Origin of the sequence: Facivitalis istanbulensis (assembly GCF_040560405.1) — a bacterium.
Lineage (GTDB): Bacteria > Pseudomonadota > Alphaproteobacteria > Sphingomonadales > Sphingomonadaceae > Sphingomonas > Sphingomonas istanbulensis.
Genome location: NZ_JAVSCQ010000001.1, coordinates 122070 through 135518, shown reverse-complemented (window position 1 = coordinate 135518; position 13449 = coordinate 122070). Strand labels below are relative to the sequence as shown.

At 66.9% G+C, this 13449-nt stretch carries 11 protein-coding genes; 4 read left to right on the top strand and 7 right to left on the bottom strand.

Annotation, left to right across the window (positions count from 1 at the left end):
- The first annotated feature begins 178 nt into the window (after positions 1-178).
- Both RN629_RS00650 and RN629_RS00645 read left to right on the top strand, forming a co-directional pair.
- Positions 179-2659: a PhoX family protein gene (locus RN629_RS00650; protein WP_407033349.1), complete on the top strand. Its 2481-nt coding sequence runs from the start codon at positions 179-181 to the stop codon at positions 2657-2659.
- Between the two features lie 114 nt (positions 2660-2773).
- A complete protein-coding gene (locus RN629_RS00645; protein WP_407033348.1) occupies positions 2774-3868 on the top strand; it encodes a lactonase family protein in 1095 nt (364 codons plus the stop codon).
- Positions 3869-4169: 301 nt separating this feature from the next.
- Here the strand turns inward: RN629_RS00645 and ftsH are convergent, their stop codons facing one another.
- Complete coding sequence (gene ftsH, locus RN629_RS00640; protein ID WP_407033347.1) at positions 4170-6137, bottom strand: ATP-dependent zinc metalloprotease FtsH; 1968 nt, start codon at positions 6135-6137, stop codon at positions 4170-4172.
- Between the two features lie 142 nt (positions 6138-6279).
- Positions 6280-6750 carry an Lrp/AsnC family transcriptional regulator gene (locus RN629_RS00635; protein WP_407033346.1) on the bottom strand — a complete coding sequence of 157 codons (471 nt, stop codon included), beginning with the start codon at positions 6748-6750 and terminating at the stop codon, positions 6280-6282.
- A gap of 138 nt (positions 6751-6888) precedes the next feature.
- Here RN629_RS00635 and RN629_RS00630 point away from each other — a divergent pair, with 138 nt between their 5' ends.
- A complete protein-coding gene (locus RN629_RS00630) occupies positions 6889-7953 on the top strand; it encodes a Glu/Leu/Phe/Val family dehydrogenase (protein WP_407033345.1) in 1065 nt (354 codons plus the stop codon).
- A 148-nt stretch (positions 7954-8101) separates the two neighbouring features.
- Here RN629_RS00630 and RN629_RS00625 read toward each other — a convergent pair whose 3' ends face one another.
- The 4 genes from RN629_RS00625 to RN629_RS00610 are packed head-to-tail and all read right to left on the bottom strand — an operon-like array spanning position 8102 to position 10976.
- Positions 8102-8566 (bottom strand): hypothetical protein, encoded by a 465-nt coding sequence (locus RN629_RS00625; protein ID WP_407033344.1) that lies wholly within the window; start codon positions 8564-8566, stop codon positions 8102-8104.
- 24 nt (positions 8567-8590) lie between these two features.
- The gene (locus tag RN629_RS00620) at positions 8591-9133 is read right to left on the bottom strand and encodes a demethoxyubiquinone hydroxylase family protein (RefSeq protein ID WP_407033343.1); all 543 of its coding nucleotides are present in this window, start codon (positions 9131-9133) and stop codon (positions 8591-8593) included.
- Entirely contained in the window at positions 9130-9624 is a 495-nt protein-coding gene (locus RN629_RS00615) for a disulfide bond formation protein B (protein WP_407033492.1), read from the bottom strand. The genes RN629_RS00620 and RN629_RS00615 overlap by 4 nt, the downstream gene beginning before the upstream one ends.
- Positions 9625-9626: 2 nt before the next feature.
- Positions 9627-10976, bottom strand: a complete 1350-nt coding sequence (locus RN629_RS00610) for a S41 family peptidase (RefSeq protein ID WP_407033342.1) — start codon at positions 10974-10976, stop codon at positions 9627-9629.
- A 174-nt stretch (positions 10977-11150) separates the two neighbouring features.
- Here RN629_RS00610 and RN629_RS00605 point away from each other — a divergent pair, with 174 nt between their 5' ends.
- Positions 11151-12422: a methyltransferase family protein gene (locus tag RN629_RS00605; protein ID WP_407033491.1), complete on the top strand. Its 1272-nt coding sequence runs from the start codon at positions 11151-11153 to the stop codon at positions 12420-12422.
- 4 nt (positions 12423-12426) lie between these two features.
- Here RN629_RS00605 and RN629_RS00600 read toward each other — a convergent pair whose 3' ends face one another.
- Positions 12427-13440: an inorganic phosphate transporter gene (locus RN629_RS00600; protein ID WP_407033341.1), complete on the bottom strand. Its 1014-nt coding sequence runs from the start codon at positions 13438-13440 to the stop codon at positions 12427-12429.
- Between the last annotated feature and the right edge of the window lie 9 nt (positions 13441-13449).

Sequence of the window (13449 nt, the reverse complement as noted above, 5' to 3'; positions counted from 1 at the left end):
CGCCTTGCCAGCATCGGCGCGCGGAGTCAAGTCGTGGGGATCGCATGACGTTCCCGTCATGAAGACTTCATCCATGAGTCATCGAGGTGACGCGAAAATGAAGCGGTCATGACTTTCTTGCGCGGCAAACCCGCTGGCGAGGCCGCGCCCATTCCTGCGCGGTGCCGGGGGATTTGTCATGTCGGATATCGAAAATCTGGTCGCCTATGACGATGGCGACATCGACACCAACCGTTCGACCAACACGCATATGAGCGATCTGATCGCCACCCGCCTGTCGCGCCGCCAGACGCTGCGCCATGGTGTTTCGGCGATGACGACCGCGCTGTTTGGTGGCGCGCTGCTGGCCGGGTGCGACGATGAGAATCCGCAGGCCGTCACCGCCACCGCGGCGGGCAGCACCGCCAGCGTCGCGGCGGGCCGCGCGGTCACGCTGACCGGCACCGTTGCCAGCGGGCAGGTCGCCAATGTGAACTGGAGCCAGACGGCGGGCCCGTCGGTCACGCTGACCAACGCGAACCAGCTGGTCGCCTCGTTCCGGGCACCGGCGGTGGCGACCGCCACCCAGCTCGCCTTCAATCTGGAGATCACCAGCCGCGACGGCCTGGTCACCAACAACAGCGTGACCGTCACCGTGACGCCGATCACGCTGGACTTCACCGCCGTGCCGCACAGCCTGGCCGACGTGGTCACGGTGCCCTCGGGCTATAGCGTGACCGTGCTGTATCGCCTGGGCGATCCGATCAACGGCAATGTCGCGGCCGCCGCCAACAACGGCACCGATACCAATTATGCGCAGCGCGCGGGCGATCACCACGATGGCATGAGCTATTTCGGTCTCGCCGCATCGGGCTCGAACCCCGATCCGACGAACAGCACGCGCGGTCTGCTCGTCCTCAACCATGAGAACATCACCCAGCTCTATCTCCATGCGAATGGCCCGACGGCGTCGCCGCGCCCCGAATCGGAGGCCATCAAGGAGATCGAGTGCCACGGCGTGTCGGTGGTCGAGGTCGCGCGCAGCAACGGCCAATGGGCCTATGTGCGGTCGTCGTCGCTGAACCGCCGCATCACGCCGAACACGCCGATGGCGTTCAGCGGCCCGGTAAAGGGCAGCGCATGGCTGAAGACGGCTTATTCGCCCGACGGCACGGGCGGTCGGGGCACGATTAACAATTGCGCCAACGGCACGATGGCGTGGAACACCTATCTGACCAACGAAGAGAATTGGGCGGGCTATTTCCGGCGCAACAATGGCGACGCGACGGTGCGCAGCACGATCGACGCGAAGCAGAATGTCTCGCTGGCGCGCTATGGCATCCGCGAAGGGCGCTCGGGCAATTATGGCTGGACCACGGTCACGCCGTCCGACTCGTCCAGCACCGTCTTCCGTCGCTGGAACGCGACCGCGACGGCCACGCTGGCGACCGACGGTACCGCCGATTTCCGCAACGAGCCGTTCCAGTTCGGCTGGGTGGTCGAGATCGATCCGTTCAACCCCAACTCCACCCCGCGCAAGCGTACCGCGCTCGGCCGTATGAACCATGAAGGCTGCCAGAGCGGCCGGATGATCGCGGGGGTCCGTCCGGCCTTCTACATGGGCGACGACGCACAGAACGAGTATATCTACAAATTCGTGTCGGCGACGCCGTGGAGCGCCTCGGACGCGAGCGCCAGCGATCGCCTGGCGGTCGGTGACAAATATCTCGACAACGGCACGCTCTATGTCGCCAAGTTCAACGCCGACGGCACCGGCCAGTGGCTGCCGCTGGTCTATGGCCAGAACGGGCTGTCCTCCTCGAACAGTGTCTATCCCTTCGCCGATCAGGCCGATGTCCTTATCAACACGCGTCTGGCCGGCGACGCGCTGGGGGCGACCAAGATGGACCGGCCCGAATGGACCGCGGTCAATCCGGCGACGGGCGAGATGTATTGCACCCTGACCAACAACTCCTCGCGCAAGCCGGTCGCGTCGGGCAGCAACACCGGCGTCGATTGGGCCAATCCGCGTTCCTATGTCGATGCGCCCTCGACCTCGGTCGGCAACCGCAACGGCCACATCATCCGCCTGCGCGAAGCGAATGACACGACCGAGGCGACCAGCTTCACCTGGGACGTCTATGCCTTCGGCGCGGGCGCGGATCTCGATCCGACCAACATCAACCTGTCGGGGCTGGACGCGACCAACGACTTCTCCTCGCCCGATGGCCTGTGGTTCAGCCTGCCCAGCAATGTCGCGGGCCAGCAGACCCCGGTGATGTGGATCCAGACCGACGATGGCGCCTTTACCGACGTCACCAACTGCATGATGCTGGCTGCGATCCCCGGCCGGGTCGGCGATGGCGGCACGCGTTCGGTCACCAGCAGCGCGGGCGGCGCCTCGGCGACCGTCACCACCCGGATCGGCAAGGCGCCGGGCGTGACGCTCAAGCGCTTCCTGGTCGGCCCCAAGCAGTGCGAGATCACCGGCATCCACTCGACGCCGGACGGCACCTCGGTGTTCATCAACATCCAGCATCCGGGCGAGGATGCCAGCAGCCCGGCCGCGCCGACCAGCAACTGGCCGGACAGCCAGGCGGGCAATGCGGCGGCGACGATCCGCCCGCGTTCGTCGACCATCGTCATCACGAAGAATGATGGCGGCGTCGTCGCGATCTGATCCACGCCCTCCGATCGGTTGACCGGATCGGGGTGAGAGGGGGCCGGGTGGGCGATTGCCTTCCCGGCCCCTTTGGCGTTCAAGAGGGAGGACATGACCGAAAAGGGGAGCAGGATGACCAGCACGCGGCGCGACGTCATGGCCGGGGCGATGGCGATGACCGGATGGGGACTCGCGACGGGCCCCGCCTCGGCGCAGGCGGCGGGGCAGGATCGGCTCATCGCGGGGACCTATGCGCGGGAGGGGGGCAGGGGGCTTTATCCCATTGTCGACGGACGGCCGGGCGCGCCGGCGACGGGGATCGAGGACGCGTCCTATGGCGTGGGCGGCGGACCGGGCGGCACCTTCTACCTGTTGCGCGAGCGGACGCAGGGACAGGTGGGCGCCTATGGCCCTGGCTGGCATGGCCGGGGTCATGCCTCCACCGGCGGGGCGGACCCGTGCCATGTCGCGCTGGACCGTGCTTCCGCCTGTCTGGCGGTCGCCAATTATTCGAGCGGATCGGTCGCCTTCTATCGGCTCGACCGCCGCACGGGCACGCTGGGCGCGCCGCAGGTCTTTCAGCATCGCGGTTCCGGCCCCGTGTCCGAACGGCAGGCGGGGCCTCATGCGCATTGGGTGGGGTTCAGCCCCGATCGGCGCTGGCTGCACGCGGTGGATCTGGGCGCGGATGCGATCTTCGCCTATCGATTCGATCCGGCCGCGCGCACGCTGGCGGAGCCGGTGATCGGCTGGCAGGCCCCCGCGGGTGTCGGGCCGCGCCATATGGTTCGCCATCCGACGCTGCGCCGTGCCTATGTCGCCTGCGAATTGCAGCCGCGCCTGTTCGAACTGGAGCCGCAGGCGGATGGCCGCTTCCGCACGGTCGGCGAGCATCGCCTGCTGCCGCCGGAGGTGAAGGGGGCGTCCTATGCCGCGCACATCGCGATCGATCGCGCCGGGCGGACGCTCTACGTCTCCAATCGCGGCGCCAACAGCATCAGCGTCTTCGCGCTGGATACCAAGGGGGCACCGAGCCTCGTCCAGTCGCTGCCGACCGACGGCGACTGGCCGCGCTTCTTTCTGCTGCGCGAAGAACGGGGCGAGATGCTGGTCGCCAATGAGCGATCGGGGACGGTCAACGCCTTTCGCATCGGCCAGGCGGGGCGATTGTCCGCGACGGGGCGTAGCCTGACGATCCCCGGCGTGGTCTTTCTGGCCGGCATTTGACGGATCGGCAGGGCGCGGGTGCTGAGCTTTGCACGGCAACGACAGGCCGCGGGGCTTGGCGAGCGCATGGGTGGCCTCAACGGACCGATTCGGTCCCGCGTGGCATGAGTTCTTCGGTGGAACTGGCGCATTGTCCGACCGCGTGCCTCATGGCGTCAGACGCGCTTTCCTCATACCGATGAAACAGGCCCTGTCGTGCGCCTTTAAGCGGCTTTACGACTATCGATACGCGGGCTGGGACAAAGGAAAGGACCGCCCCCTCGCCGGAGACGGCCCTCCTGTCATGGGCATGATCGCCGGGTCAGGCGCCGAGCGGGCTCGGCGATCCGAAGGGGCCCGCACCGCGCCGCGTCTTCGGGATCGAAGTCCCGGCCTTGGCGATCGGCACCGCTCTGGCCTTGGGATCGTCGCGGCCGATATCGTCGCCGGCGATCAGCGACTTGATCTCGTCACCCGACAGCGTCTCATATTCGAGCAGCGCGCCGGCCAGCAGGTGAAGCTGGTCGACATTCTCGGTCAGCACATGCTTGGCGCGGTGCAGCCCGCCCTCGACGATCGACTTGATCTCGTCGTCGATCAACTGCGCGGTCTGGTTGGACATGCGCACCGGCTGGCTGGACGAATAGCCGAGGAAGCTCTCACCCTCGGGCTGCGCATATTCCACCGGGCCGACCTTGTCGGACATGCCCCATTTGGTGACCATGTCGCGGGCGAGGCCGGTGGCATACTGGATGTCGCCGCTGGCGCCGCTCGACACCTTTTCATAGCCGAAGATGATCTCCTCGGCCACGCGGCCGCCCATCGAGACCGCGAGGTTCGCGTACATCTTGTCGCGGTGATAGCTGTACGAGTCGCGTTCCGGCAGGCGCATCACCATGCCCAGCGCGCGGCCGCGCGGGATGATCGTCGCCTTGTGGATCGGGTCGGATGCCGGTTCGTGCAGCGCGACGATGGCATGGCCCGCCTCGTGATAGGCGGTCATCCGCTTCTCATCCTCGGTCATGACCATGGAGCGGCGTTCCGCGCCCATCATGACCTTGTCCTTGGCTTCCTCGAACTCGGCATTGGCGACCAGGCGCTTGCCCTTGCGCGCCGCCATCAGCGCGGCTTCGTTGACCAGATTGGCAAGGTCCGCACCCGAGAAGCCGGGCGTGCCACGGGCGATGACGCGGGGGTCGACATCGGGGGCCAGCGGCACCTTCTTCATATGGACCTGGAGGATCTTCACGCGGCCATCGATGTCCGGGCGCGGCACCACGACCTGCCGGTCGAAGCGGCCCGGCCGCAGCAGCGCGGGGTCGAGCACGTCGGGGCGGTTGGTCGCGGCGATGATGATGATGCCTTCATTGGCCTCGAAACCATCCATCTCGACCAGCAGCTGGTTCAGCGTCTGCTCGCGTTCGTCATTGCCGTTGCCCAGGCCCGCACCGCGATGGCGGCCGACCGCGTCGATTTCGTCGATGAAGACGATGCAGGGCGCCGACTTCTTCGCCTGCTCGAACATGTCGCGCACGCGACTGGCGCCGACGCCGACGAACATCTCCACGAAGTCCGAACCCGAAATGGTGAAGAACGGCACCCCGGCCTCGCCGGCGATCGCACGGGCGAGCAGCGTCTTGCCGGTGCCCGGCGAGCCGACCAGCAACGCGCCCTTGGGGATCTTGCCGCCCAGCCGGGCGAACTTCGACGGGTCCTTCAGGAATTCGACGATTTCCTGCAATTCGTCGCGCGCCTCGTCGATGCCGGCCACATCGTCGAAGGTCACCTTGCCTTCCTTCTGGGTCAGCATCCGCGCGCGGCTCTTGCCAAAGCCCATCGCGCCGTTCGCGCCGCCGCCCTTCTGCATCTGGCGCAGGACGAAGAAGGCAATGCCGATGAACAGCAGGAAGGGCAGCGAATTATACAGCATGACCATCCAGATCGACGGGCCTTCCTCCGCCTTGGCGGTGAAGGTCACGCCCTTCTCGCGCAGGCGCGGGATCAGCTGCGAATCGGGGACCGGAGTGGTCTTGAACCGCTCGCCCGAGGACAGGGTGCCGGTGATCGAATCGCGCGAGATGGTCGCGGTCTTCACCGTGCCCTCGTCGACCTTGTCGAGGAAGGTCGAATATTCGATCGCATTGCCGCTCTGCGCGGTCGATCCCGCACCCGACAGGCTGACGAACAGGGCGAGCGCCATCAGGATGCCCACCCAGATCAGCAGGCTCTTCATCCAGGGGTTGCCGCCCCCATTGGGATCGGGGCTCTGCTGCTTGTCGTTTTCGTTCATCGGTGCCGGATACCTTTCCACCTGCAAGATAGGCACAGCGCGGTTAATGGCAATGGAACAACGCCGATCAAAGTGATCGGTTGGGCAGCAAATCTCCACCGGCCGGCCATGTCGGCCAAGGTCGCGCGCGGGATCGCCGGCCTCAGCCGCCGATCGGCAGGGACGTGGTCGACTTGATCTCCGACAGCGCGACGGTGGAATTGATTTCCTGCACGCCGGGCAGGTTCGACAGCTTCTCGAAGAACAGCCGCTCATAGGATTCGATATCGGCCGCGACGATGCGCAGCATGAAGTCGACCGAGCCCATCAGCACATGGCATTCCATGACCTCCGGCAGGTCGCGGATCGCGGTGGCGAATTCGTCCAGATTGGCGCGGCCGTGCGCGTTCAGCTTCACCTGTGCGAAGATCTGCGCCTTCAGCCCGACCTTGGTGCGGTCGACCAGCGCCACGCGGCGCTTGATGATGCCCTCACGCTCCAGCCGGTCGATCCGCCGCCAGCAGGGCGAGGTGGACAGGCCGACCGCTTCGGCAATCGCGGCGGTCGACAGGCTGGCATCCTCTTGCAGTAGCGCGAGGATGCGGCGCTCCCAGATATCGAGTTCGTGCGGCATGGATGATCGCTAGATTGTATTCAGAAGAACAACCTATCCCCGATAATGCGATGTGCAAGGGAAATGAGGTCAGATTTCCCCGCGCCGCCGGGCTAGTTTTGACGCATCACGAACGTCCGATTGTCAGGAAGAACAGCGATGCCGCTCGATCAAGCCCGCCACCATGCCCTGCCGCCCGAGGAGGTCGTGCCCTTTAGCGACGACGCCAGCGGGGCGAGCGGGGTGATCGTGCTGCATTCGACCGCGTTGGGACCGGCGGCGGGCGGGTGCCGATTGTGGCATTATGCCAGCGACCAGCAGGCGACGCAGGATGCGCTGCGGCTGGCCGAGGGCATGGCGCTGAAGAACGCGCTGGCCGATCTTCCCTTCGGCGGTGGTAAGGCGGTGCTGCGCCTGCCCGAAGGGCCGTTCGACCGCGAAGCCCTGTTCCGTTCATTGGGCGGCGTCGTCCGTTCGCTGCGTGGCCGGTATGTCACGGCCGAGGATGTCGGAACCGGGGTCGCCGACATGGAGGTGGTCGCGCAGGAGACGCATCATGTCGCGGGGCTGCCCCCGCGCGGGGGCAAGCCGGGCGGCGATCCTTCGCCCTGGACCGCGCTGGGCGTAGCGCAGGCGATGCAGGTCGCGGTGCGCCATCGGCTGGGCGCGAGCCTGTCCGATGTCACCGTGGGGGTCCAGGGGCTGGGCCATGTCGGCTATGCGTTGTGCGAGTTGCTGCACGACATGGGGGCCAGGCTGGTCGTCGCGGAGCCGCGCAGCGAGATCGCGGCACGCGCTGCCGACCGCTTCGGCGCGATGGTCATGAGCAGCCGGGCGCTGCTGTCCGCCCGGGTCGATGTGCTCGCCCCCTGTGCGCTGGGCGGGGTGCTGGACGCGGCGACGGTTGACGGGCTGAAGGCGCAGCTGGTCTGTGGCGCGGCCAACAATCAGCTGGCCAGTGAAGACGTGGCCGAGCGGCTGGCCGGGCGTGGTGTGCTCTATGCGCCCGATTTCCTCGTCAATGCGGGCGGGATCGTGAATGTCGCGGGCGAATATCTCGGCTGGGGAGCAGCGGAGGTACGCCAGCGGGTCATGGCGATCGGGCGGCGGTTGGCCGACACACTGGCGCGGGCCGAGCGGGACGGCGTGGTGCCGCATCAGGCTGCGCGCGCCATCGCGCTGGACCGGATCGCGGCGGCGCCACGGGTGCAGGCAGCGGCGTGACGGGGCAGGGCGTCCCGGCGTTATGAAGGATCAGCCCCTCCCCGAAAGGGGAAAGGGGGATCGGGTTCGGATTCTGGCGCGCGCCTGCCCGGAGGCGAGGGAAAGCCATGGGTTTTTGACCAGAGCGTGCGCTACCCGGACCGCCCGATCAGGGAACGCCCGCTTCGCGCCGCCGGTCGGCATTGGCCGCGCGGTTTTCGCGGACGCGCTGCGCGAAGCATCCCGTCGCGCCCCCCGCGCCGACCGCCGAGCAACTGCCGATGCTGTTCACGCCGACGCCCTCGTTGACCGTGCCGGTCGCGCGGACCGCCCAGCTTTCATTCTCGGGCGTCACCTGCAGTTCGCGCAGCTCCTTGGGCACGCGATATTGTTCCTCCGCCCCGCGGCGCACGCAGACGACGATTTCATTGCCATTGGCGTCGGTGGGACAGCGTTCATTGCCGAACAAAGTCAGCACGCCGTTGATCGGCGCGTTGCGCGACACCTCGCCCGGCACCTCGATCGGCTTGGGCTTGGCCGCGCCCGGGGCGGCCACCTGTTGCGCCGATACCGGCACGCCTGCGCCGAGCGCCAGTCCGGCCAGCATCGCCACCTGCCATGACCGCTTCACCATCTTCATTCTCCCGTCTCGCACCGGTCAGACCCGCTTGGCCGCGGCGATCGCGACCTTGCAGCCTGCCCGGATCATTCCGTACAGCAGCGGATAGGCGATCGCCTCTTCCGCCCCCGCGCCCAGCGCATGGTCGCGATGTTCCAACTCCTCGGCCTGGAAATCGGCGATCGCCTCCGACAATTCGGGATCGCTCTCTCCCAGCTGGTCGCGCTGCGCCTGGTAATGTTTGTCGATCTCGGTCTCGACCGCCGCAGTGCAGGCCATCGCCGCCTTGGGGCTGATCGCCGCGGTGATCGCGCCCAGTGCGAAGCCGGCCTTGTCCCAGAAGGGCTGGAACAGCGTCGGACGCACCCGCCGCTCGGCGATCATCCGGTCGAAAAAGGCGCGGTGCCGCTCTTCCTGCAACGCCATGTGATGGATCGCGCGCGAGGCGGGGTGCCGGTCGCCCAGCACCGCCAGCTGCCCGGCATAGATGCGCGTCGCGCCATACTCTCCCGCCTGGTCCACCCGGACCATCGCCTTCGTCGTTTCGCGCCGGTCGCCCGGCATCCAACGCAACTTGTTCATCGCGCCTTCCTCATCAGCACCAGGATGGTCGCCGCGCCGCCCAGCGACAGGATCGCGTTGAACCCGGCCAGCGAGATGCCGCCCAGCGTCCATTGCGCCACGTCGCAGCGGATGACCGGCGCCTTTAGAATGGCGTTCAGCCGGTCGGCTGCGGTCCCTCCCGTGAAATTCACCGTCGAGGTGCAGGCGGTGAAGCCCGGCCACCAGCCATATTCGACTCCGGCATGCGCGACACCGATCGCCCCCGACACCGCGATCAACAACGCGGCAAGGATGACAAGCGATCCCCGGAGACTGCGTTGCGGTACGACAAAGGCGAGCAGCGCCGGGACCAGCGCGGCATAATGCGGCCAGCGCTGCCAATGGCACATCTCGCACGGATAAAGGCCGCCGATCAGCTGGCTGCCCCAGGCACCGGCCAGCAGCGCGGCGGGCAGCAGCAGGGCGATCCATTTCGCCATGCATTCGCGACGGGTGCCGGGGCGCGCCATCGTCACTTCACCGGCGGCTTGGTCGCGGCCGCCACCTGGGTCGGCCCACCCAGACGCGCGATCGTCTTGAGCGCATAGTAAAGCTGGAAGTCCTCGATCCCGTCCTTCTTCAACGCGTCGGGGGTCTGGGCGAAGCGCGGATCGGCCTTGGTATCCTCCTCCAGGATGGCGTTGTCGGCCTTCACCTCGTTGATGAGGTGGCGGCGCAGATCGGCCTCGCGGAAGATCGGACGCGTCTTGTAATCGGGGTCGGAAATCTGCGGCACCTTGATATCCGGCTCGATCCCGCCTTCCTGCACCGAGCGGCCCGACGGGGTGTAATAGCGCGCGGTGGTCAGGCGGAGCGCGGTTTCGGGGCCGAGCGGCAGCAGCGTCTGCACCGATCCCTTGCCGAAGCTGCGCTCGCCCATGATGAGCGCGCGGTGATGATCCTGAAGCGCGCCCGCGACGATCTCCGAGGCGGAGGCGGTGCCCGAATTGGTCAGCACCACCACGGGCAGGCCATGCGCGTCGTCGCCCGGCTTGGCATAATAACGCTCGATATCGCTCTTCTCGCGGCCGCGCTGCGACACGATCTCGCCATGATCGAGAAAGGCGTCGCTGACCGCGATCGCCTGGGTCAGCAGGCCGCCGCCATTGTCGCGCAGATCGACGACATAGCCGAGCGGGCGATGGCCCAGCGCCTTGTCGATCGCCATGATCGCCCCGCGCGTATCGGCCCCGGTATTCTCGGAGAAGGTGTTGATGTTGATATAGCCGACATCGCCGCGCACTTCCCATTTCACGGGGCGCTGCACGATGACCTCGCGGGTCAGCGTCAACTCGATCGGCTTGTCGCGGCCCGGACGGACCAGCGTCAGGCGGATCTTGGTGCCGGGCTTGCCGCGCATCTGCCCGATCGCCTCGTCCAGCGACTGGCCATAGACCAGCTTGCCGTCGATATGGGTGATATAGTCGCCCGACTTGATGCCCGCGCGGCCCGCCGGGGTGTCCTCCTGCGGCGCGATGACCTTGATCGCGCCATCCTCCATCGAGACGGTCAGGCCCAGCCCGCCATAATTGCCCTCGGTCTGGATCTTCAGATTGTCGAAATCGAGCGCGTCGACATAGCTGCTATGCGGATCGAGCGCGGCCAGCATCCCCTGGATCGCGCCCTTGATGAGCGTCTGGTCGTCCACCTTGTCGACATAATCGGCCTTGATCCGGTTATAGACGTCGAGGAAGCGGTCGAACTGGCGAACGGTGGAGCTGTCGACCGCGGCCATGGCGGCGGTCGTGATCGGAACCATGGCAAGCGCCCCGACGATCGCAGTGGCTGCGAAGAGCGGGCGTTTCGAAAGCGGACGGAGCATCAAGGGTCCTGGACCAGAAAAACGGACCGCCTGTGTAGCGGGAAGCCGTCGCCAATCAAAGCGCAACCGTGCTGAACGGCGGCTGAGCCGATGAGGACGCATTTGGGAACGGGAAGGCCGGTGGCGAAACATCCTGATCCCTTCCTCGCCAAAATGGGCTATGGCACGGGGCCCATGTCCGATCCGTCCTCCCATCCTTCGCCGCGCCCTGTCTCCGCCGTCGGGCATGGGGTGGGGTTGGCCGGACTGGCCGGGGCGCTGGGCTGGATCGCGGCCGCGCGCTGGCTGCATCTGGGCGGGCCCTATGCCGCTCTGGTCAATCTGGTGGCGGTCGGCGGGCCGATGATCCTGTGGTCGCTGCTGGTCGACAAGGTGCATCGCCGTCCCTCGACCGGGATTGACTGGACGACTCGCCGTCCGATGCGCGCGACGCTGGACATCAGCCTGACCAAGCTGGCGGGATTATGGATGACCTTCGCCCTGATCGGCGCGATCTATGCCACCGGGCGCTTCTACTGGCAGGGCAATTTCGCGTTCGCCATGTGGTGCCTGGGCTGGGCCGCGCCCTTCCTGTTCCTGGGGTCCATTCCCTATGTGCTATGGCTCGACCGCCATCTGGTCGAGCCGCGCGATGGCGCATGGATGCTGGGGGCGTGGCTGACCGGACAGCCGGGCGTCGAGCCGGAGGCGATCTATGAGCATCTGCGCGCCTGGGGCGTGAAGGCCTTCTTCCTCGCCTTCATGATCGCCGCCCTGCCTGCCGGATTCGGACAGTTTGTGCGCGGCGACGTGTCGGTGGCGCTGCGCGATCCGGTCGCGCTGGCCAATTGGCTCATCACCCTGATGTTCGTGATCGACGTGACCTTCGCCACGGTCGGCTATATCCTGGCGATGCGGCCGCTCGACGCGCATATCCGCTCGGCCAACCCCTATGCGGCGGCGTGGATGGCGGCGCTCATCTGCTATCCGCCGACCATCCTGATGACGGATGGCGGTCCGCTCGATTATCGTCCGGGGACCGCCGGATGGAGCTATTGGCTGGCCGGCCATCCGCTGCTGCTGGCGATCATCGGCGCGGTGCTGGTCGCGCTGACCGCGATCTATGCCTGGGCGACGGTGGCGTTCGGACTGCGCTTCTCCAACCTGACGCATCGCGGCATCCTGACCCACGGACCCTATGCCTGGTCACGGCATCCCGCCTATCTCTCGAAGAATCTCTTCTGGTGGATTGCGACGGTGCCGGTGCTGTCGACGGGCAGCTGGGTCGATGCGGCGCGCAGCACGGTGCTGCTCGGCGTGGTCAGCGGCGTCTATTACTGGCGCGCCCGGACCGAGGAATGGCATCTGTCCGCCGATCCCGCCTATCGCGCCTATCACGACTGGATGGGCCGCCACGGCCCGGTGACGCGGCTGGTCGCCCGGATCATCGGGCGACCAGCCCGCTGACGGATCAGAAGAGCCGCGTCAGCAGATAGAAGCCCGCCCCCATCAGCGCGGAGGCGGGGATGGTGATGATCCAGGCGATGACGACATTGCCCGCCACGCCCCAGCGTACCGCCGAGGCGCGCCGCGCCACGCCTGCGCCGATGATCGAGCCGGTGATGGTGTGGGTGGTCGACACCGGAATGCCCATGATCGAGGCCAGGAAGATCACGATCGACCCCGCGGTCGACGCACTGAAACCCTGATGCTGCGACAGCTTGGTGATGCGCGATCCCATCGTCTCGATGATCCGCCAGCCGCCGGTCATCGTGCCCATCGCGATGGCGATGTAGCAGGCGATGGCGACCCAGTGCGGCACCTCGAACGGGCCGGACAGCCGCCCGGTCGAATAGAGCAGCACGGTGATGATGCCCATCGTCTTCTGCGCGTCGTTCAGGCCATGGCTGAGCGAATAGGCGGCGGAGGACACGATGTGCATCGCGCGGAAGCTGCGCTCCGCTCCCCCCGCCGTCGCACCGCGCAGGGCCCAGCTGCTGAGCAGCATGATGAGCATGGCCAGGACCATGCCCAGCATCGGCGACAGGACGATGGCCAGCAGCGTCTTGTTCAGCCCGGCCCATTTGACCGCATCCATGCCCGAATGGGCAACGCCCGCGCCGATCAGGCCGCCGACCAGCGCATGGCTGCTCGACGAGGGAATGCCGCGCAGCCAGGTGATGATGTTCCACGCCATCGCCCCGCCCAGCGCGCCGAAGATGACCGCGGGCGTGATGATGTCCTGGTCGATCAGGCCCTTGCCGATCGTCTCGGCAACCTTGTGCAGGCTGGGGAAGGCGACCGTCAGGAAATAGGCGGCGAAGTTGAAGAAGGCCGCAAAGCCCACCGCCGCGACGGGGGACAGCAGCCGCGTCGCCACGACCGTCGCGATCGAATTGGCGGCGTCATGCAGCCCGTTGAGATAATCGAACGCCAGCGCGACCAGGATCAGGCCGACCAGCAGCGGAAAGGCAAGCTCATGCATGGCCCGTCG